This window comes from Deltaproteobacteria bacterium (assembly GCA_016210005.1).
Classification (GTDB): Bacteria; Desulfobacterota; Binatia; order HRBIN30; family JACQVA1; genus JACQVA1.
The window spans coordinates 1-20,816 of the sequence record JACQVA010000038.1 but is presented as its reverse complement, the minus strand read 5'-3'; the positions used below and the strand labels follow the sequence as shown (position 1 = coordinate 20,816).

Genomic DNA, 20,816 nt, shown 5'->3' with positions numbered 1-20,816 from the left:
GCGTGCCGTTCCGTTTGCTGGCCAGGATGTAAACGCAGAACTGCTTGTCCATAGCGCCAAACGCCAAACTGGATTCCCGCTTTCGCGGGAATGACGGCCATAACACCGAACCACGTTACCCACAAATTTGTCGCGCACCCGTGGGGCTGGCCCGCGGGGCACAGAAGACGGCTGTCGGACGTTCGGCGTAGGCCGAAAGGGGCCGGGGATCGGCCCGGTACGTAAAGCGGCAGGTGAACAGGGCGTCGGTGCGACGCCCTTGTTCGTGATCTCAGGCCGCCTCGGCCAGCGGCTGGCTCTCAAAGTGTAGCCGGTCGCCGGCGCAATCGACGATCACGCGACTGCTGTCGCGCACCTCGCCGGCGATGATCATTCGCCCCAGGGTCGTTTCCAGCTCGCGCTGGAGCAAGCGCTTGAGCGGCCGGGCGCCGTACGACGGGTCGTAGCCCACGCGCGCGAAGTACGCGCGCGCCGCGGCGGTGAGCTCGAGCTCGATCTTGCGCTCGCTCAGCCGGGCGCGCAGCCGCACCAACAGGATATCGACGATCAGTTCGAGCTGCGCGCGGGTGAGCGAGTGGAAGACGACAACCTCATCTACCCGGTTGAGAAACTCCGGGCGGAAGTTTTGGCGCAAGGCCTCGAGCACGTCGGCCTTCATGCTTTCGTAGGCATCGGCATCGTCGCCGCCGCGGTAGCCGACAATCAACTGGCCGCCGATGTTCGAGGTCATGATCACGACCGTGTTCTTGAAGTCGACGGTGCGGCCGTGGCCGTCGGTGAGCCGGCCGTCGTCGAGGATTTGCAGCAGGATGTTGAAAACATCGTGATGGGCTTTTTCGATCTCGTCGAACAGCAGCACCGAGTACGGGCGGCGGCGCACCGCCTCGGTGAGTTGGCCGCCCGCTTCGAAGCCGACGTAGCCCGGCGGGGCGCCGATCAGCCGCGCCACGGTGTGCTTCTCCATATACTCGGACATGTCGATGCGGATCATCGCCGCTTCGTCGTCGAAGAGGAACTCGGCCAGGGCGCGGCCGAGCTCGGTCTTGCCGACGCCGGTGGGGCCGAGGAAGATGAACGAGCCGATCGGCCGATTGGGATCTTTGAGGCCGGAGCGGGCGCGGATGACGGCATCGGCGACGGCGGTGACGGCCTCGTCCTGGCCGACCACGCGCTTGTGCAGATGCTCCTCCAAGCGCAAGAGCTTCTGGGTCTCGCCTTCCATCAGGCGGCTGACGGGAATGCCGGTCCAGCGGGCCACGACCTCGGCGATATCGTCAACGTCGACGTGGTCTTTGATCAGGCGGGTGATGGCCACCGGAGTTTCGGCGGCGGCGATGCGCCTTTCGAGATCGGGGACAACGCCGCGCTCCAGTTCGGCGGCGCGCGACCAGTTGTATTCGCGCTTGGCTTTGGCCAATTCGAGCCGGGCTTGCTCCAGCTTCTGCTGCAGTTCCGTAACGCCGCCGATGGCACCTTTTTCCTGCTCCCACTGCGCCCGCAGCCGCCGCTCGACTTCTTTCTGATCGGCGAGTTCCCGCTCCAAGCGCTGCAAGCGCTCGCGCGAGGCGGCGTCGGTTTCCTTCTTGAGGGCCTCGCGCTCGATCTCGAGTTGCATCACCCGGCGGGTGACCTCGTCGAGTTCGGCGGGCATGGAATCGATCTCGGTGCGCAGCTTGGCGGCGGCTTCATCGACAAGGTCGATGGCCTTGTCGGGGAGAAAGCGATCGCTGATGTAGCGGTGGGAGAGCACGGCCGCACTGACTAGGGCCGCGTCTTTGATGCGGACCTTATGATGTACCTCGTAGCGCTCGCGCAGCCCGCGCAGGATGGAGATGGTGTCCTCGACGCTGGGTTGATCCACCAGCACCGGCTGAAAGCGGCGTTCGAGCGCGGCGTCCTTCTCGACGTGTTTGCGATACTCATCGAGCGTGGTAGCGCCGATGCAGTGCAACTCGCCGCGGGCGAGCATGGGCTTGAGCAGGTTGCTGGCGTCCATGGCGCCCTCGGCCGCGCCGGCGCCGACCCCCGTGTGCAGCTCGTCGATGAAGAGAATGATCTCGCCGGCCGATTCTTGCACTTCTTTGAGCACGGCTTTGAGGCGCTCCTCGAACTCGCCGCGAAACTTGGCGCCGGCGATCACCGCGCCCATGTCGAGCGTGATGACGCGCTTGTCCTTCAGGCCTTCAGGAACGTCCTTGCGCACGATGCGCTGGGCCAGGCCTTCGACGATAGCGGTCTTGCCGACGCCGGGCTCACCGATGAGAACCGGGTTGTTCTTCGTGCGTCGCGACAGCACTTGGATAACGCGGCGAATCTCGTCGTCGCGGCCGATGACCGGATCGAGCTTGCCTTGCGCCGCCAGCTTGGTGAGGTCACGGCCATAGCGTTCGAGGGCTTGGTAGGTGGTTTCGGGGTTGGGGCTGGTGACCCGCTGGGCGCCGCGCACCTTCTTCAGCGCGGCCATCAGCTGCTCGCGTGTCAGACCCTGCTCGCGCAGCAGCTTGCCGCCGCCGCCGCGGTCATCGGCCATCACCAGCAGCAGATGCTCGACGCTGACGAACTCGTCCTTGAGTTTAGCGGCCTCGTCTTCGGCCTGGGAGAGCAGGCGATTGAGGCGCGGGGTGACGTAGATCTGTTCCGGCGCGCCGCTGGCGCCGGTGACGCTGGGAACGCGGTCCAGTTCTTTTCCGAGGCGCTCTTTCAGCTGCGCGATATTTCCGCCGGCACCTTGCAGCAAGGGTAGCGCGAGCCCATCGGCCTGCTCCAGCAGCGCCAGCAGCAGGTGCTCGACATCGATGCCCTGATGGCTGCGCCGGGCCGCGCTGTCCTGCGCCTGGCGCAAGGCGTCCTGCGACTTCTCGGTGAACCGACTGATATTCATCCTTGCTCCGTCTGCTCCGGGCTTGGCGCCACGGATTGCGGCCAAAGCTAACCACGAATGGCGCCGATGCAATCAATCGCGGGCCAGAGCCGAACTCGGGCTCTCGCAGCATGCGGCCCCGGCCACTACCGCCGGCGCGCGCGCACTACAGTTTAGCCATGCGGCCGTATCGTAGGGGCAAGTCGGCCTCGATCTCGGCTTCTTCAGCCGTAAATACCGCCTGGTTGCCTTCGGGGAGGTTGATGTAGAACGAGCTGCCGCGGCCTTCTTCGCTCGCCACGGTGATGAAGCCGCCGTGCTCAGTGGCGAGTTGGTGAGCGATGGACAACCCCAGGCCGGTGCCCTTCTCTTTGGTGGTGAAGAAGGGGTTGAAGATGTCCTCGATCATCCGCTGCGGGATGCCGATGCCGGTGTCTCGCACTTCGATCTGACAAAACGGCTTACCCTGGTGCGCCGAACGGCGGGTGAAGACGGTAACGCTGCCGCTCGGGGTTGTGGCTTGGATGGCGTTGAGCACCAGGTTGATCACGATCTGTTTCACCTGATCGCTATCGGCGCGGATGGCGGGCAGGTCGAGCGCCAGCATGCGCACGAGCTTGATCCGCTGCTTGCGCGCCTCGGGTTCGAGCAGCTTGGTGGTACGTTCGATGAGGTCGTTGAGATCGACGCCCTGGATCTTATGGGCGGGTGATTTGGCGAAGCTGAGCAATTCGGTGATGAGGTCGCTGATGCGCTGCACCTCCGCCGCGGTGAGGTTGAGAAAGCCGGTGAAGAACTCCTGGTCGTGAATCCGCTGCGGCGCCAGTTGGAAGAAGGTTTGGACGGAGACGAGCGGGTTGCGAATCTCGTGCGCGATCCCTGCGGCGAGTGTGCCCATGGCGGACAAGCGCCCGGTGCGTTCGATGATGTCGCGCGACTTCTTCAGCTCGCCGTAGAGCCGAGCGTTTTCCAACGCGATAGCGGCTTCGGCCGCCAGAGTGTCGAGCAGGTGCAGATCTTCGACTGAGAAGGCGTCGAGGTTACGCTTGCGCCCGAGGCAGATAAAACCCAGCAGCCGGCCGCTGGCCGCCAGCGGGATACACACCTCCCAACTGTTGCGCCGGCAGATCTCGGCGGCGGCGTGTTCTGCCGGGTCATCGCTGGCCTCGATTTCGTAACGCAGTACCGGCTCGTCGCGGCGCTGGATAGCCACGACGAACGGGTCATTGTCGGCGAAGACGTCCTCGGGGGCGGAGCCTCCCTTCGCGTGCGACACGGTGTAACTGCGGTCTTCCCCGTCGGGCAGGTAGACGGCGAGGCGCTCGAGTTGGAGGGTGACGGTGAGCGTGTCGGCCAACTCGCGCAGCAGCTTGTCACGGTCGAGGATGCGGACGATGGTGCGGGCAAACGCCGAGAGTGTGGCGCGGTGCTCGTGCTTCTCGCGAAACAAAGAACGTTCAATCCGCGACTGTGCCCGCACGCGCAAGGTCGGGAACAAGACGCCGACGGCGACGAACATAACGAGGAGCGCAAAAGAGAAGTCCGGGTGGATGCGACCGAAGGACAACCGCTCGATCCAGAGCATTAAGGTAAATGCCGGGCCGATCAGGAGGAGCGCCACAGCCGCGTAAGCCGCGCCCTTGGTGACGACAACATCAATATCCATCAGCCGATGCCGAACAATTGCGTACGCCACGATGCTCGCCCATGCCGCACTACCGAGATTGCCGAGTGGATAGAACGGCACACCATAAACGGGCAGCAAGTTCGTCAGACCTAAGGGCAAGGCAACCGTTGCCCCGAGCAACCAGAACTCCAGCTGCAGACGCAAGCGAGGCTCGGTGGTTACCCGGTAGTCATGCACCAGCGCGGCAATTGCAGCGAGGAAGTTCCCTATGACTACGACCGTATACGCGTCGTAGAGCCGTGTACCGACCGAGTGGTAGCCCCAGGCAAACTGCCTCAGGTCGGAGATGAACAGGTCCAGTGCATTTGGAATTAACAGAGCGAACGAGAACGCATAATCTATCAGCAGGGCGTTGCGCCACCAGCGAGGGCGATGGTCGCGAAGCACGAAGACGACATGCAAGATCGCCGGGGGCACGAAGATACCTCCGATGTGAAGCACCCGTGTGAGGCTCATCGCGACCTCGCGATCGGCCACGGCGTATGAGACGAAGAAGTTCAGATTCCACAGGACGAGCATGCACGCGAGGAAGGTGAAGACCTGGCTGATCGGCGTGCGCGGGCCTCTTCGGTTCACTCCGACGCCAAGTGCGAGGCACGCCACCGCCGCAAGCAAAGGTATGATCGAGTGATACGTCATTGCCCCGGGTCAAACCCGGATGTTCGGGACATCGGCCGCCAAGAAGCGAGCAATTGCCTCACGTGAGTGCGAGTGGCACGCTTCAAGGTCCGTCAAATCTAGGTGCATGACGTACACCCGGCCCCAGTCAGGGTGTACAAATGACATATGGTCCAGAGGTCGGAACAAGGCGCGCGTGTAAAATCCACGCAGTTGCTGGATGTGTGTGCGCATGACCAAGTCCGTAATGCCGTTTTTTCGGGCGAACGCGTAGGCTAGCTTGAGCATTCCCAGCGGTAGGAACCCCTTGCCGCGCACGCGGCGATCCTCAGGTCGGATCCAAAATCCACCAACCTGAGCGGGTGAGCGACCCGTTGGAATGAAGCGAGATAGATCCACAAACCGCTCGATTTCAAACGGGCGCTGGTCAGGCGCAAGTATCCGCGCCGCGGCAACGATCTCATCCGTGGAATCGACCGCAACCAACTGATGGGCTCGCTCGTCGAAAGCGTCAATTCCGTGATGCCCGAGCTCGCTCTCGTATATCTGCCGCCGCAGCTCCAGCGCGCGCGCAATCTCCGGTCCCTCGGCAACCTTGAAGGTGAGTCCCGCCAGTAACCGAAAAGCCGCGTCGTCACCCACGCGTCACCGCCTCGTCACCAGCCGCACCTGCAGCAGGCCTCGATTTCCTCCGAGAAATCCCGCTACACGTCAGGTGATTTGCGTTTGCGCTTGACATTTCCGCCGCCAAGTTCGTATCTTCGCCAAATCTTGGCGCCGGAGTCAAGCTGGAGAGCCCAGAGTGTGCGACATGTTTTGGTTCAATTCCTTGGAAGTCCCGGGCGTGGCGATGGCGTAGAATCTGGTGGACGATGGAATTAGAACAGGCAACGCCGACACGCCAAGCCGTTCGCAAGCGACTCGCGATTCTAATGCACGAGATTGCGGGGGTTCCCTTGGAGCAGATCACCGAGACCGCCTCGGTGGACAACGAAATCCAAATGGAATCGGTCGCCTTCACGGAGCTACAGGTCGCGATCGAGGAGGAGTACCAGATTGAAATCGATCCGATTCTCATCTTGGAACTGAACGGGTTCGGAGCGATTGCAGATTACGTGCACGGCCGCATCATAAATGGCAATGGCGGGCATGAGCAGCAGCCCGGTTGACCGCCAGGCTGGCCTCTAGCGACGCTTAACTCGGCAGGACGGCTGAACTGACGGGGTGGACGGAAGGTGCAACGGGTTCTCATTACTGGGATCGGGCTGATCGGGCCAACCGGCAACGGGCTGGATGCGTTCTGGCAATCGCTCGTTGAGGGTCGCTCAGGTATTGGCCGCATCACCCGTTTCGATCCAACCTCGTATCCCTGCCAAGTTGGCGGCGAGGTTCGCGACCTTAGCTACGAAGACCTCCTCGATCCCCGCAAGCTGCGCACCACCACCCACGTCACCCAACTCGCCCTCGGTGCAGCCGAGTTGGCGCTGCGCGACGCACGGCTACCGGCCGCATTCTACGATCCGGAGCTAGTCGGCGTTTGCCTCGGCACCGCCTTGGGCGGCTGGCGCGAAGCAGAGCAGCAGCACTCTATTCTCATGGAGCGCGGCGCACGCCGGGTCAACCCGTTCGTGGCCAACGCCACCCCGAACTACTCGTCTGGTGTCGAGGTCGCGGGCGCGATCGGGGCCCGCGGCTGCCAGCTCACGTTCTCGAGTGGTTGTCCGGCCAGCCTGCACGCCATCGCCCATGGCGCCGCGCTGGTTGCGAGCGGCGATTTGGACATGTGTATTGCCGGTGGCACGGAGAGCCCGCTGATCCCAATGGTTATGGCCGGCATGGGCCGCACATTGGAATTATCGACGTTCGACGGTGACCCGGCCCAAGCCTCCCGGCCATTTGACCGGGCCCACTGTGGCATGGTGCTCAGCGAGGGCAGCTGCCTGTTCGTGCTCGAAGCGGCAGAGCGCGTGGCCCGCCGCAACGCGCGCGCGTACGCCGAGATCCTCGGCTCGGCGTCGTCATGCGATGCCAACGGGCTATATTGCTCGGACCCGTCCGGCGAGACCGGCGCACGGGCGATGCACCGGGCCATCAGTCGCAGCCACCTCACTGCTGCGGACATCGACTACGTATGTGCCCACGCCAACTCCTCGCCGGCATTCGATCGCAAGGAGACGCTAGTCATCAAGCGCGCCTTCGGCGAGTGGGCGGCACGCCTGCCGGTAAGCTCAATAAAGGGAGTGCTGGGGCATCCGTTCGGGGCTGCGGGAGCTTTCCAATCCGCCGCGGCGGCCTTGGCAATCCGGCACCAGCTGATTCCGCCGACCCACAACCTGCATACACCCGCTCCCGAGTGCGACCTCGATTACGTTCCGGGTAGCCCGAGACCCGCTCGCATTCGCACCTCTCTGGTCACCAGCTACGGCTATGGCGGCGTCAACGCTTACCTGGTGCTGGGCGAGCCAGGGCCGGCGCTTACAACGGATTGAGCGAATTTAACGGATTAGCGAGGACTGAAGGCCATCCGTTCCGTTCCGGTGGTTGGCGGGAGTCCTGCGGCGATAGCTCGTAGGGGCTTGAACGGATGACTCCCAGAGGGCCAACCTTCGTCCGCGCAACGCGCCCGCGCGCGACGCGTGCGCATTGCGCGGACCACCAGACCGCGTTCGGAACCTGGCGTTTACACCTGATAGTGAGTGAGCGCCTCTCAGCTTTCTCGGGCACAACTGTAATTTGGGACGTGAAGACCGGTAAGAGTACGATAGGGTCAGTGCGATAACAGTGCGATAGGGTCAGTAACAGTGCGATAGGGTCACGTCTGGAGTGCGATAGAGGTGGAGTCGATCAGCTTCCGGAACTTCCGATCCGTCGCCTTCAACGCTCCGGCTCGCCGAAGCATCTTGCTCACGGCAAAGGGCGTCACCCCACAGGCTGCCCCGATCTCGCCTTGCGTCGCGCCGCAGAGCTCCCACGCCACCTGCACTGCCGCTAACCGCGCCAAGTTCACTCGCCCGGGCGTTGGCCGCTCGAGGTTCTCCCGCCGTACCCCTGCTCGCCGGCTCACCTGCGTGAACACCACCGACAGCGGCGGCCGCCTTCGCAGCTGCCGCCTCGCCGGCACCTCGAGGTCATTCTCTCCCGCCTCGACCCGCCGCCGCATCCGCTCCATCCACCGCTCGGCCCCCAGCAGCGTCTGCCCGACCACCTCTTCCCACGGCCGTGGCTCCTGCGCCCCAACTCCCTCTGCGACAAAGCGGGCGTAGGCGCGTTGAGCCGTGCGCCGCCGCCGGCCGAAATGGCTCAGCACCTCATCAATCCGCAGCCACTGCGGTGCGCGCCTGCGTCCGACATAGGCCGCGGTGCTGCTCCACGCAAAGCGCGCCGCCGCCGCTACTTCCCCAACCCGCACCGGATTGAGGTGGATATAGCGGCTCAGCTCCAGCAGATAACTATCCTTCTCAATCACAATAGCCTTGTAGCGCCCTTGCAAGACGTGCCCGACCCGGCGGTGGCGCCGATTGAAGTCCTGGGTATACACGCCGTTGAGCTGGCGCATGGCGCGCGCCAAGTTCGCCTCGGGGGTTTCCAGCAGCAGGTGGTAGTGATTGCGCATCAGCACGTAGGCGTGCAGCACCAGGCCAAAGCGGCGGATGCTGTCGGCAAGAATCTCCAGAAAGCGCGCCCGATCCCGGTCATCGCGAAAGATCGGCTTGCGCTCATTGCCCCGCGCCGTTACGTGGTAACAGGCCCCGGGAAAGGTGATGCGTAGCGGCCGAGCCATCCGATGGCATTCCTAGCATCCACCTCTATCGCTATCAAGACCTGACCCCGTGGCGTGGCTACTAGTGCTGCGAAAGAGGCTCCGGGCCGTAACTGCAGCGTCGCCCTCGTAGCTGCGCGGTGATTCCTCGTGAGCCCGGCGCGGACGGCAAATCCGCGCCGGGCCCGTTCTGCTGCGAGCTGGCGGTTCTTGCCCGCCGTTCGGTCACCTCATAATGTAGCAAGCGGAGCTGTTGTTGCCCTCGTCGCTCTCGGCCGCAGCATTGTAGAAGTCAACCGTGATCTCGTCTTGCCGGTCGCAACCGGCTGGTACCGGAAAGAAGAGGACTGCACCGGGGCTCAAAGCCGGCACGGCTACATCCACGTTGCAGCGGCCGATGCGAGCGGTCGAAGCCGGCGCCCAGCTGGGGCCTTGGTTCTTCACGTAGAAGTAATTTGTGTCGTTTGTGCAGTAGCCCAAATTGTCCATGTTGATCGGAATCAGGTCTGGGGGCGCGGACAACATGGAGGAGCTGCCCTGCACCTCCTGCGCCGCGATTCTCACCAACCAAATCTGCGCCGGCCCCACACCCCAGTCGGTACACAGCAGCGAGACCGGGCCGGCTGCCGCGAACGTGTGCACGAAGTCGAAGCTGAGCATCTCATCGCTGTTGAGCAGCCCGGCGTTCGCCTCGTCGTAGTCACCTCCAGCCTTAAGGACGCATCGCACCGGGGTGGCTGTGCCGCTCCACTCGCCGACGTCGGCCTTGCCGGTGATATGGAAGGTGCCGGCAATGGGGACGTTCAAGGTCGCCACGGTGCCACTTGGCCAGTTATTTGGGGCAGCGTCGGGTATTGGCTGCAGGCTATGCAGCGCGCCGGCGAAGATCCGCGGCAAGAGCCTGATGGACTTGGCGTTCGCCGCCACCTCGCCGGCCAGGCACGTCGAGCGGGCCACGAGATCGCCGGTGGTTGTGTTGCGACAAGTGATGAGGGCATGGCTGGCCGCCGGCAAGCACACCAGCGTGCAAGCCGCCGCGATTGTCATTGTTACGCGATTTCGAGTCATCTTTTCTTCTCCTTCCCTGTTGTCATGGTTTTGTAGGGCGTCCGCTTCTTTCCTGCTTTCACCTGCCGCTTACTCTGACACTAGCATTCCCTCCTCCCGTCTTGCGTGCGCGCGATCACCCGCAGCCGTTCAGCGCCTTGTTCACCGACAGCTGTGGGTTCCGAAACTTCTGGCCGGTGTTTTCCGGAAACCCCGGCCGGTGGCGGGTGCGCTAGCAGGTCCGACGCGCCTACTATCACTGCGCGCAGTGTGCACCCCCAGACGGCGCGGGGTCATCCCGAAGGACGAGGACCTCGACGTGGTCGACACCTCCTTCAGCGGGATGCGCCGGTTGATGGCTCGAATGCGGGCCCAGGAGCCCTTCGATGCGCTCCGTCGCAACTTGGCCGAGGTGGCGGGCGTGGTCGTGCCGGCCAAGGCGGTGGAACGGATCAGCGAGGCGGTGGACGTGGCCGCCGAGGCCGCCAACCACGCCGAGCGCGGTCATCCGAACCGCCCAGGGGCTGCCGAGGACCACGGCGGCCCGCCTCTTTTGCGTACGCGCCTGCGAAGTCACGGAGATCGGCGCCCTCTGCGCACCTTTGACCGACTCGGCGCATCTCCTCGTCAATGGACCACACGACTCGCTCCAAAGAGTAGGCGTGACATTCGGCGTCACAATGTGACGAATTTGTCGCAGACTTGCCTGAAAACGGCCCAAGCTCGTCGAAAGGACCGTGCTCATGCTTCGAGCACGTCCCGAGCTATCTGCGAAAGTCTTTGCGTGGCACGACCATCTTACTGATCGCCGCCCCTGGATGGCGCGGATGGCGCCGGGGTGTGGAAGGCGGCTGGAAAGGGGCACGATTGGTCTATGCCCTGGCCAATTTGGTGTTGTTTCTCGCGCCACACCCATGCTTCCCCCGTAGCAACCACGGCGACTACTCAGCGTGCGGTACAGCAACACGCGCGCGCCGGCTGGTAGCGCGGTGCCGATCAAGCCGTCAAGCTTCTTCTTCGCGACAGCTTAGTCTTCGCCACGAGTGGTGGGTATACGGGAGAAAGGTCGCGGCGTGGGCGAGTGACCCTGCGAGTCTCACTGGCGATGTTTGCAACCTCCAACAATGTGCGGTAGCTCAGCCGGCGATACTACCTTGCTTGGAGGTGGCCATGGCTCGTGCGCAGAGGTCCGCTGTCCGCAGCACCGCTAGCGCTAGCACCCGCGGAAGCAAGCAGCCGATTGTGCTGGTGCTTCCGGGAATCCTCGGCAGCGAGCTGAGCGATACGCAGCGCAGCGGCTACGGTCTGATCTGGCTCGATCCGCTCGGCCTGGTCGCCGGCCAACTGGCCCAGCTCCAACTCACCGCCGACGGCCGCAGCGATGCCAACCCGCGGGTGCACATCAGCGCCAGCGGGATCTTCGACAGCTATTACGGCGATCTCATCGAAGCGCTGCACGAGCGCGGCTTCGACGCACGGGCGCACTGCTTCGACTGGCGCCGCGACATTCGCGAGTCCGCCGCCGTGCTCGCCAATACCATCGAGGCGCTGCCGCCTGAACGGCCGGTGTCGCTGGTAGCCCACAGCATGGGCGGTCTGGTCAGCCGGCGCATGTTCCAGGCACACCCCGCGGCCGCCGCCCGCGTCAGCCGCTTGATCATGCTCGGCACGCCCAATTTCGGCAGCTTCAAGCCCGTGCTGGTCCTCACCGGTGAAGAGGGGCTGTTCCAGTGGGTCGCCCGCCTCGACCTTGCTAACTCCGCCGCGACGCTGACTGCCGTGTTCCGTTCATTTCCCGGGCTGTTGCAAATGCTGCCCAACCAGGCCAAGGCCGCGATTGATTTCTTCGCCGGCAACACCTGGGGCAATGCCGCCCCAGCCGCAGCCGCTTTGGTGCGCGCGCGCAAGTTCCAGGAGCAGCTTGCCGATGACGCCAGCACGCGGGCGCGCTACACCCTGATCGCCGGCTACGGGCAGGACACCGTCACTGAAATCAGACTACGCCGCCCCGGACGCTTCGAGTTCCGTTCCTCCGAGGCCGGCGACGGCACTGTCCCGCTGGACTTGTGCCTGCTCGATGGAGTCGAACGCACCTACTTCACCGCCACTGAACACGGCTCACTTCCGAGTGAGCCCGAGGTGATCGAGGCTACTTGCGCCGCGCTCGAAGGTCGTGCGGTGGCGTTGCCGCCGGCACTGCCCTTGAGCCGTGCGCGCGCGGTTACGCGGCCGTACACGGCGCCAGCGCTGCCGGCGGTCCCCGCGTTCATCGCCGCTCGGCGCGGGCGCGCCGCACCGCCGCCGGCGCCGTCGCCCGCCGCGCAGATCGAGGCCGCCCGCCGCCTGCGCCAAGAGCTCACACGCGCCACCACCGCGGCGCAACGAGCCGCGCTGCAACGGGCGACGGCGGCGGTGCTACAGCCATTCCTACGTCAGGCCCCGGCCCGAACACCCGAGCGCGCAGCGCCGCCGCCGCCGGCCGTCGCTCGGCGGGCACGCCGGCTGTTGATCAAGACCGCTTGCGGCTCGGTTACCGAGGCCCCGAGCTACGCGCTGGTACTGGGCGTATTCCCCGGCGTCAGGCCGCAAAGCTCGCTGGCCGCCCTCGACGCCAAGGTCGACGGTTACGTCACCCAGCTCTTCCACCAGGGCGCGATTCACGGCGGCGCGGGCGAACTGCTGTTCCTGCCGGTGCCCGGTGCCGCCATTCCCGCCGAGCTGGCCGTGCTCGCCGGTCTGGGCGAGGCCCGCTACTTCAACGCGGCAGTGCTGCGCCAGGTCGGCGAAAACCTCGCCCGGGCGCTGCACCAGGTGCACGTCACCGACTTCGCCACCGTGCCGATCGGCGCCGGCACCTCGTTGAGACTGGAGCACTCGCTGCAATTCCTGCTCGAAGGATTTCTCATCGGACTGGACGCCGTCGACACCGATGGACTGTTTCGCGCTATGACTCTATGTGAGGCCAACCCTCGCCGCTACCGCGAGCTCTACCGCCTGGTGGCCGAGGCCGTTCCCTACTGGGCTGCGCGCGGCGTCGAGATCGAGCACAAGGAACTGCCGCAGCTGGCCCCGCCGCCGCAGCAGGCGCCGGGCCGGGGTTACAACGAGCTGAGCTACTGGATCGAGGCGGCACCCGGCGGTCTGCGCTATTTCTTGATGGGCGCCGCCGCCATCCCCACGAAACAGACCGCGGTCAACCCGCAAACCCTGGGAAGAGAAGTGCAGCAACTCAAGGACGCCATGGAATCCCGCGGCCCGGACGCGCCCAAGGTGGCGGCGCTGCAGCGCTTCGGCAAGCGCTTGGAAGCCGTCTTCCCGCGCCAGCTGGCAAAGCCGCTGTACGACCGCGACGGCTTCACCCAGGCGACGCTGAACTTGGAGCCGGCCGCGGCCTCGGTGCCGTGGGAATTGCTGCCGGCCGGCCAGCAGCCGATCGCTCTGCGTATGGCGGTAGCGCGGCGCTTGGCGATAGCCGCCGACCACCGCCCGGCCAACACCTATCTGCTGCCGGGGTCGCGCCCGCGGCGCCTACGGGTGGCGATCGTCGGCAACCCCACGGACAACCTCCCTGCCGCCGCCCGCGAGGCTCAGCAGCTCGCTCGCCTGCTGCGCCGCGACGCCCGCTTCGAGGTGCACACGTTCATCGGCCGAGCTGAGTGTAGCGAAGGCCGTGTCAGCGCGCTGATGCAAGCGGGCGCCGTCGATATTCTGCACTACGCCGGACACGGCGAGTACGACCTGGAGCGGCCCGAGCGCAGCGGCCTGGTCTTGCCGGGCGAAGCCGACGGCATGCTCACCGCGCGTGAAGTGCGCGGCTATGAGCGCCCGCCGCTGTTGATCTTCGCCAACGCCTGCCAAGTCGGCATCGTCGGCCTGCGCCAATCCTACGGCTTCGCCGAAGCGCTGCTGCAGGCCGGGGTGCGGGCTTACGTGGGCACGTTTTGGAGTATCCCTGACCTGGAAGCGGTCAGCTTCGCACTTGCTTTCTATCAGGCGGTGGCCGCAGGCACCGGGCTCGGCGATGCCCTGCTGGCGGCTCGCCGCGCCACGCGCCGTGCCGGCGGCAAGGGCGCCTGGGCCTGGGCCAGCTACATGCTCTACGGCCCCGCGTGGTTGCAGCTGGCGGAGAAGCGAGCATAGCCGCGCCGGCGCCGCCGAGCACTCGCCCCGCAATCTGGGCGGTGCCGGCCCCTCGGTGCCCGCTTCCTCAACCCGCGCCACCGCCCTCGGGCTCGAAGCGATAGCCCACGCCACGGACTGTGAGCAGGTAGCGCGGATTGTCGGGATCGGGTTCGAGTTTGGCACGCAAGCGGGCGATGAAGTTGTCCACCGTCCGTAGGGTCGAGAACTCCAGCTTCCACACCGCGTGCAACAACATGTCGCGCGTGATCACTCGATCCGGGTTGCGCAGGAAATAGGCCAGCACCGCGAACTCGCGCGCGGTCATCGGCACTTCCTTGCCGGCGCGGGTGACGCGATAGCGCTCGCAATCGACCCGCACCTCGCCGAAGCCTTCGAGCTGGCGCCCGGCCGCTCCCACCCGCTTGCGGCGCAAGCGGGCGTTGATGCGTGCGCGCAGCTCGCTGACGCTGAACGGCTTGCTGATGTAGTCATCGGCACCCAACTCCAGGCCGAGCACCTTATCGCTTTCGTCGCCGCGGGCGCTGATGATCAGTACGGGAATCTCGGCATTGTGCGCACGGATGCGGCGCAACACTTCGAGGCCGTTGCGCTTGGGCAGCATGATGTCGAGTAGAATCAGGTCCGGCTTGCCGTCCTCCACCCGTTTGAGCCCGCTGTCACCGTCACGAGCCGAGACCACTTCGTAGCCTTCCAGCGACAAGTTCATTTCCAGCCCGGCGACGATCGCCGGATCATCTTCGATCAGCAGTATGCGTTCATTGGGCATGGTTGCGCCTAAGTGTGGCAGCGGGGGGGCGAGTCAACCGCTGAGGACGGGCAAGAGAATGGAGAACGCCGCGCCGCCTCCGGCGCGACTGGTCACCCGCACACGGCCGCCGTGGGCTTGGGCGACGTGACGCACGATCGCCAGGCCGAGGCCGCTGCCGCCGACGCGCCGGCTGAGGCGGTCGTCCATGCGGTAAAAGACCTCGAAGATGCGCCGGCGCTCGCGCCGCGGAACCCCCGGGCCGTTGTCGAGTACCGACAGCGCGACGCGGCCGTTTTCTCGCCGGCACTCGACCCGAATGCGCTTGACCTCGCCGCTGTACTTGCAGGCGTTGTGCAGCAAATTGAGCAGCGCACCACTCACCGCCTCACGGTCGGCAAGCACCGGCGGCAGATCCGGCTGCACGTCGATCTCCACCGCCACTTGCTCTTGCTCGCGCAGCGGCTCGAAAGCCCGCAGCGCCGCCTCCACCACCGCCGCCACCGACTCGGGTTCGCGATGGTAAACCATCTTGCCGGCCTGCATGCGGCCGAAGTCCAGCAGCCGATCGATGAGCGCGCTCAAGCGCTCGGTCTCTTGCCGCAGCAGGGTCAAGCAGCGCGCCGTTTGCGCTTCCGAGGTCAAGCGCCTTTCCGCCAGGGTATCGACGAACATGCGGATGCTGGTCAGCGGGGTCTTGAACTCGTGCGACACTTTGGAGAGAAAGTCGAGCTGCAGCTGCGACAGGTCCGAGGTTCGTTTGAGCGACACCACCAGCCACACCGCCCCACCCAGCAGCACGGCGCACGAACACAGGATCAGCACTCCGAAGGTGACGTCTACCACCGCGCGACTGAACACCAGCACCAGCACACCGACGACGATCAACGCCACCGCCGGGATCAGCAGAAATAGCGAAGCCAAGAACATCAGCCGCGGGGATCGCACCCGGCGAATGTGAGCGCGCCGAGCCGAGGAGTCAAGCACCCTGGCCGCGGCCTAACAAAGTGACTTCGCCTCAGCCAGCCTACTGAGCGGCCGCTCTGCCCGGTGCCGTGGCGCGCTTGCCGATCGTTGCAAATCCGCTCCGATCCGGACTAGTCTGCGCCCATGTCGCTTGCAGGGGCTCAGGAGTTTTCTGCCGAGGTGGCAGCGCCGGTGCGCGACTGCTTCGCTGCGATCACCGACTTCGATGCCTATCCGGCCTGGTCGCCGGCGATCGAGGAGATCCACGTGCTCGAACGCTACCCGGATGGTCTGGCGCGTCTGGTCGAGTTTCACATCAACATGAAGCTCAAGACGCTGCGCTACGTGCTGGAGTACGAATACAATGAGCCGCACCGCCTGACCTGGCATTCGGTCGAGGGCGACATCCAATCGATCGAGGGCTCGTACGAGTTCGAGAAGCTCACGGCTAGGACCACGCAGGCCACCTGCCGCCAGGCGGTGGTCACCGGCTTCTGGGTGCCCGGCCCGATCCGCCGCCTGCTGGAACGCTCCGCGGTGCAGCAGTCGGTGCTGGAATTCAAGGCCGAAGCAGAAAGGCGCAGCCGCGCGGCCGCCAAGCCGCGCGCCAAGTCCAAGGTGAGATCGTAGTCATGCCCATGCCGCTTGAAGGAATCCGTGTGATCGATTGGACCATCTGGCAGCAAGGCCCGGTGGCCTCGGTGATGCTAGGTGATCTGGGAGCCGAGGTAATCAAGATCGAGGAGCGGGTGGCTGGTGATCCCGGCCGCGGGCTGACACGGATCAGCGGCATCGCCATGGAGGGGCGGCCCAACTTCTACTTCGAGGCCAATAATCGCAACAAGAAGAGCATCGCCATCGACGTTAAGACAGCCGCCGGCCGCGACATCGTCTGCCAGCTGGCGGCGCGCGCGGATGTCTTCATGCAGAATTTCCGCCAAGGTGTTGCCGCCCGGCTGGGTTTAGACGCCGCTACGCTGCGCCAACACAACCCCAAGCTGATCTACGCCAGCGCCTCGGGTTACGGTCCCGAGGGGCCTGAAAGCGGCGCGCCGTCGTTCGATTACATGGCGCAGGCGCGCTCGGGCATCATGCTCGCCGCCGGTGAACCCGACATGCCGCCGGTAGCGATTGCCGGCGGCATCGCCGATCAGATGGGCGCGATTATGCTCGCCTACGGCGTGCTGGCCGCGGTGATTGCGCGCGATCGCTACGGTGTCGGCCAGGACGTTGATGCCTCACACTTGGGCAGTATGACTTGGCTGCAAGGCCTGAGCGTGGCGGCGCGCTTGATGATGGGCTTTGCGATTCCGCGCCAAGCCCGCGCCTACACCAATAACCCGTTGTGGAATCACTACCGCTGCCGTGACGGCCAGTGGCTGGCGCTGGGGATGCTGCAACCCGACCGCTACTGGGCCGACCTCTGCCGTGTGCTCGGCCGGCCGGAGCTGGCCGAGGACCTGCGCTTCTGCGACATGCGCGCCCGCACCGCGCACGCCGCCGAGTGCATCGCCCTCCTCGACGAGATCTTCGCCACCGCGCCGCGCGACCACTGGCTCGAGGTGCTCGCCCGGGGTGGGGACTTCATCTTCACCGTCGTCAACAGTGTCGATGACCTGCCCGGTGATCCGCAAGTGCTCGCCAACGACTACGTCCATGACTTCGACCACCCAGCCTTCGGGACCACGCAGGTCGTCGGCATTCCGATTCGGCTGAGCGCGACCCCGGGCAGTGTGCGCCTGCCCGCCCCCGAGCTTGGCCAGCACACCGAGGAGGTCCTCACCGGGATGCTCGGCTACAGCTGGGATGAGGTGGCGAAATTGAAGGAAGCCGGAGTCATCTGAGGCGAGGGTGCAGCAGCATCGGGCTTTGAACTTTCCCGCCGCCTGCGCTAAGCCCAGCAGCAATGTCCACCGAGTCAGCCGCACCGCAGTTACAGCGGCAGCTCGCCGAACTGTCGGCGCTCAACGAGTTGATCAAGGCGCTGACCTCGACGCTCGACCTGGCCGAGATCCTGCGCATCATTCTCAATCGCATCAAGCTGGTCACAAATGCCGAGGCGCTGTCGCTGCTGCTCTACGATGGCGAGCGCAACGAGCTGGTATTCGCGGCCACCGAAACACTGCGCGAAAACACCATCGTCGGCATGCACGTCCCGGCCGATCAGGGCATCGCCAGCTGGGTGGCGCACTCGGGGCGCAGTGCCCGAGTCGACCGGGCCGAGCAGGACCCGCGCTTCTACCGGCTCATCGACCAGGCGGCGCAGTTCTCCACCCGCTCCGTGCTCGCCGTTCCGATCGCCCAGGGCCGCAACGTGGTCGGCGTTATCGAGGTGCTCAACCGCACCGACGGCGGCACCTTCACCGACAACGACCAGCAGTTGCTGGAAGCGATTGCCGCCGAGCTGGCGGCCACGGTCAGCGCCGAGATGTTAGCCGGAGACCCCGGGGTCACGCGCCGCGTGCTGGCACAGGTGAGCGCGGCGGTACCGAGCGAGGCCTGCTCGCTGCTGATGCGCGACCAGTCCGGCCGCGAGCTGGTGTTCACCGCCTCGCGCACGTTGCAGGCGGGCGTAATCGACGGCCTGCGCATTCGCGCCGATCAGGGCATCGCCGGTTGGGTGGCGCAGCACCGCCAGCCCGCGTGCGTGCCCGACGTCAGCCGCGACCCGCGCCATTTTCGCGGGGTTGAGCGCAAGGCCCAGCTCAAGACCCGCAGTCTGCTGTGCCTGCCGGTCGTTTCAAAGGATACGCTGTTGGGCGTCATCGAGGTCGTCAACAAGGTCGACGGCTCCGCCTTCACCGAGGAAGAGCAACGGCTGGTGCAAACGTTGGCCGATCACGCCGCCATCGCCATTGAAAACGCGTCGCTATACCGGCAAGCGCAGCTGGCCTCGATTACCGATGATCTCACCGGGCTAGCCAATACCCGCCACTTCAACCGCGTGCTGCCGCAGGCGGTGGCACAGGCACAGGCGAACGGCCAGCCGCTGTCGCTGCTGGTGCTCGACCTGGATAACTTCAAGACCGTGGTCGACAGCCATGGGCACCTGGTCGGCAGCCGCACCATCGCGTCCATCGGACGCATGATCGGCCACCTGATCCGCCCAGGCGACATTGCCGCCCGCTTCGGCGGCGACGAGTTCGTCGTGCTGCTCCCCGACACCGAGACGGCGGCCGCGCTCATCATTGCCCGGGCCATCCGCGAGGCGATCGAAGCCTCCAGCACTTTGGACGGCAACGGCATCGACATCTCGATGGTGACGGCCAGCATCGGCGTGGCCACCTTCCCGCAGCACGCCGCCAACGGCGACGGCCTGTTCCGCGCCGCCGACGCCGCCATGTACGGGGTCAAGCGCACGACCAAGAACGCCATCGCCGTGGCGCCCGGCGTTAGCTGAGTCGCTAGCTCGCGGGCGGGACGCGGGGGCCCGGCCGTTCGATCCGCACCTTGCTGATGCGCCGGCCGTCGAGCGCCACCACGGTCATCTTGTAGCCTTCATGATGGATCGCCTCGCCGCCTTTGGCCAAGCGCTTCAAGCGGGCCAGCACGAACCCGGCCAAGGTGCGGTAGTCGGTGGTTTCCGCCACCGGCAGGCCGTACTTGTCGTGCAAGTCGCCCAGCGGCACCGAGCCGCGCGCCAGCAGTGAGCTGTCGGGTAACTCCTGCACGTCGAGTTCTTCGTCGGCGTCGAACTCGTCGCGAATCTCGCCAACGATTTCTTCCAACAAGTCCTCGATCGTCACCAGGCCCACGACGGTGCCGAACTCGTTGAGCACGATCGCCAGGTGGACGCGGCGCGACTGCAGCTCGCGCATGAGGTCGCTGATCTGCATCGAGTCGGGCACGAAGTAGGCGGGGTGCACGACTTCGGACAGCGCCGGCGGCGGCGTATGTTCAAGGGCGCGAAAGACATCCTTGATATGCACCACCCCCGCAATGTGATCGAGGTCGCCGCGGTAGACGGGGACGCGCGAGAACCCGGTCTGAATCAGATCCTTGGCCAGCGCCGCGAGCGGGACGTCGGCGTTGACGGCGTGCATCTCGGCCCGCGGCGTCATCACCTCCCGCACCGAGGTGTCGGTAAACTCGAAGATGCTGTGGATGAGCTTGCGCTCCGCTTCGTCGAAGATCCCCGCCTCGGTGCCCTCGTGAACCAGGTGCTTGACCTCGTCTTCGGAAACGAACGGGTCCGCCACCCGGGCGCGGCCGAACAACAGCAAGACCGCCGAGGTCGAGCCGGTGAGCAGACGCACCACCGGGCCGCACAGGCGGGCAAATGCGCTGACCACCGGTGCGGCAAAGCAGGCGAGCTGCTCGGGACGGCTCAACGCCAGTGACTTCGGCACCAGCTCTCCCAGCACCAAGGTGACGTAGGAGATCACCACCACCGTGCCACCCAAGGCGATGACCCCAACCCAGGGATCGAGCCAGATCGGGGCGACTGCGTGTAGCGGCGGCTCGACGAAGGCGACGGTGGCGGCACCGGCGATCACCGACGCCATCGCCCCGACCACCGTAACCCCGATTTGCACCGCCGCCAGAAACTGCGGCGGGTTCTCCTTGAGCGCAGCCAGGGTCGTCGCGCCGCGGCGGCCGGCTTCGATCAGCTGCGGGATGCGGCTGCGCCGCACTGCCACCAGCGCAATCTCGGACGCCGAGAAGAACCCGTTGGCGATGATCAGCGCCAGAATCACCAGCAGTTCGATCCAAATCATGCTGAGGTTCATACCTCGTCTCCCTGGCGACAGCATAGCTGGGCGCCCGCGCCGGGGTCTAGCCCGTCGTTGCCATTCTCAGCGCGGGCTTGGCCCGCAGCCCAAAGCTCGACAGGGTATTCCGTCATGCCCGCAATCCTTAGAGCCTGCCCCCGCGAAGGCGTGGGGCGGGCATCCAGGGGCGGTGGGGCTCCGGATGGATTCCCGCCTTCGCGGGAATGACGGAGGGAAATCTGCGCGCCACGCCAAGACTTTCGGCCATAGTAGTTCAG

At 65.4% G+C, this 20,816-nt stretch carries 14 protein-coding genes; 6 read left to right on the top strand and 8 right to left on the bottom strand.

What is annotated here, in order from left to right:
• Positions 1–271: 271 nt before the first annotated feature.
• From clpB to HY699_04910, 3 genes are all read right to left on the bottom strand, one after another.
• A complete protein-coding gene (gene clpB / locus HY699_04920) occupies positions 272–2,881 on the bottom strand; it encodes an ATP-dependent chaperone ClpB (GenBank protein ID MBI4515143.1) in 2,610 nt (869 codons plus the stop codon).
• 145 nt (positions 2,882–3,026) lie between these two features.
• Positions 3,027–5,123 (bottom strand): GAF domain-containing protein, encoded by a 2,097-nt coding sequence (locus tag HY699_04915; GenBank protein MBI4515142.1) that lies wholly within the window; start codon positions 5,121–5,123, stop codon positions 3,027–3,029.
• Positions 5,124–5,195: 72 nt separating this feature from the next.
• The gene (locus tag HY699_04910; protein ID MBI4515141.1) at positions 5,196–5,807 is read right to left on the bottom strand and encodes a GNAT family N-acetyltransferase; all 612 of its coding nucleotides are present in this window, start codon (positions 5,805–5,807) and stop codon (positions 5,196–5,198) included.
• A gap of 230 nt (positions 5,808–6,037) precedes the next feature.
• Here HY699_04910 and HY699_04905 point away from each other — a divergent pair, with 230 nt between their 5' ends.
• Positions 6,038–6,334, top strand: coding sequence for an acyl carrier protein (locus tag HY699_04905; GenBank protein MBI4515140.1), 297 nt, complete (start codon positions 6,038–6,040; stop codon positions 6,332–6,334).
• 66 nt (positions 6,335–6,400) lie between these two features.
• Positions 6,401–7,654, top strand: coding sequence for a beta-ketoacyl-[acyl-carrier-protein] synthase family protein (locus HY699_04900; protein ID MBI4515139.1), 1,254 nt, complete (start codon positions 6,401–6,403; stop codon positions 7,652–7,654).
• A 323-nt stretch (positions 7,655–7,977) separates the two neighbouring features.
• Here the strand turns inward: HY699_04900 and HY699_04895 are convergent, their stop codons facing one another.
• Together HY699_04895 and HY699_04890 are read right to left on the bottom strand one after the other, a co-directional pair.
• On the bottom strand, positions 7,978–8,946 hold the full coding sequence (locus tag HY699_04895; protein ID MBI4515138.1) for a transposase: 969 nt from the start codon (positions 8,944–8,946) through the stop codon (positions 7,978–7,980).
• 204 nt (positions 8,947–9,150) lie between these two features.
• Positions 9,151–9,993, bottom strand: coding sequence for a hypothetical protein (locus HY699_04890; protein MBI4515137.1), 843 nt, complete (start codon positions 9,991–9,993; stop codon positions 9,151–9,153).
• A gap of 1,221 nt (positions 9,994–11,214) precedes the next feature.
• On the opposite strand from HY699_04890, the gene HY699_04885 reads away from it, so the two are divergent.
• Entirely contained in the window at positions 11,215–14,112 is a 2,898-nt protein-coding gene (locus HY699_04885) for a CHAT domain-containing protein (GenBank protein MBI4515136.1), read from the top strand.
• A 67-nt stretch (positions 14,113–14,179) separates the two neighbouring features.
• On the opposite strand, the gene HY699_04880 is transcribed toward HY699_04885, so the two are convergent.
• Positions 14,180–14,881 carry a response regulator transcription factor gene (locus HY699_04880; GenBank protein ID MBI4515135.1) on the bottom strand — a complete coding sequence of 234 codons (702 nt, stop codon included), beginning with the start codon at positions 14,879–14,881 and terminating at the stop codon, positions 14,180–14,182.
• Between the two features lie 33 nt (positions 14,882–14,914).
• A complete protein-coding gene (locus HY699_04875) occupies positions 14,915–15,784 on the bottom strand; it encodes a sensor histidine kinase (GenBank protein ID MBI4515134.1) in 870 nt (289 codons plus the stop codon).
• Positions 15,785–15,970: 186 nt separating this feature from the next.
• Here HY699_04875 and HY699_04870 point away from each other — a divergent pair, with 186 nt between their 5' ends.
• From HY699_04870 to HY699_04860, 3 genes are all read left to right on the top strand, one after another.
• Positions 15,971–16,456, top strand: a complete 486-nt coding sequence (locus HY699_04870; GenBank protein ID MBI4515133.1) for an SRPBCC family protein — start codon at positions 15,971–15,973, stop codon at positions 16,454–16,456.
• Positions 16,457–16,458: 2 nt separating this feature from the next.
• Positions 16,459–17,670, top strand: coding sequence for a CoA transferase (locus HY699_04865; GenBank protein MBI4515132.1), 1,212 nt, complete (start codon positions 16,459–16,461; stop codon positions 17,668–17,670).
• 62 nt (positions 17,671–17,732) lie between these two features.
• Positions 17,733–19,226, top strand: coding sequence for a sensor domain-containing diguanylate cyclase (locus tag HY699_04860; protein ID MBI4515131.1), 1,494 nt, complete (start codon positions 17,733–17,735; stop codon positions 19,224–19,226).
• Positions 19,227–19,230: 4 nt separating this feature from the next.
• Here HY699_04860 and HY699_04855 read toward each other — a convergent pair whose 3' ends face one another.
• Positions 19,231–20,556 carry an HlyC/CorC family transporter gene (locus HY699_04855; protein ID MBI4515130.1) on the bottom strand — a complete coding sequence of 442 codons (1,326 nt, stop codon included), beginning with the start codon at positions 20,554–20,556 and terminating at the stop codon, positions 19,231–19,233.
• Positions 20,557–20,816 lie beyond the last annotated feature (260 nt).

Coding starts and splice junctions, on each gene's coding strand:
- clpB (MBI4515143.1), bottom strand. CDS start 2,881: ATGAATATCAGTCGGTTCACCGAGAAGTCGCAGGACGCCTTGCGCCAG.
- HY699_04905 (MBI4515140.1), top strand. CDS start 6,038: ATGGAATTAGAACAGGCAACGCCGACACGCCAAGCCGTTCGCAAGCGA.
- HY699_04895 (MBI4515138.1), bottom strand. CDS start 8,946: ATGGCTCGGCCGCTACGCATCACCTTTCCCGGGGCCTGTTACCACGTA.
- HY699_04890 (MBI4515137.1), bottom strand. CDS start 9,993: ATGACTCGAAATCGCGTAACAATGACAATCGCGGCGGCTTGCACGCTG.
- HY699_04880 (MBI4515135.1), bottom strand. CDS start 14,881: ATGCCCAATGAACGCATACTGCTGATCGAAGATGATCCGGCGATCGTC.
- HY699_04870 (MBI4515133.1), top strand. CDS start 15,971: ATGTCGCTTGCAGGGGCTCAGGAGTTTTCTGCCGAGGTGGCAGCGCCG.
- HY699_04865 (MBI4515132.1), top strand. CDS start 16,459: ATGCCCATGCCGCTTGAAGGAATCCGTGTGATCGATTGGACCATCTGG.
- HY699_04860 (MBI4515131.1), top strand. CDS start 17,733: ATGTCCACCGAGTCAGCCGCACCGCAGTTACAGCGGCAGCTCGCCGAA.
- HY699_04855 (MBI4515130.1), bottom strand. CDS start 20,556: ATGAACCTCAGCATGATTTGGATCGAACTGCTGGTGATTCTGGCGCTG.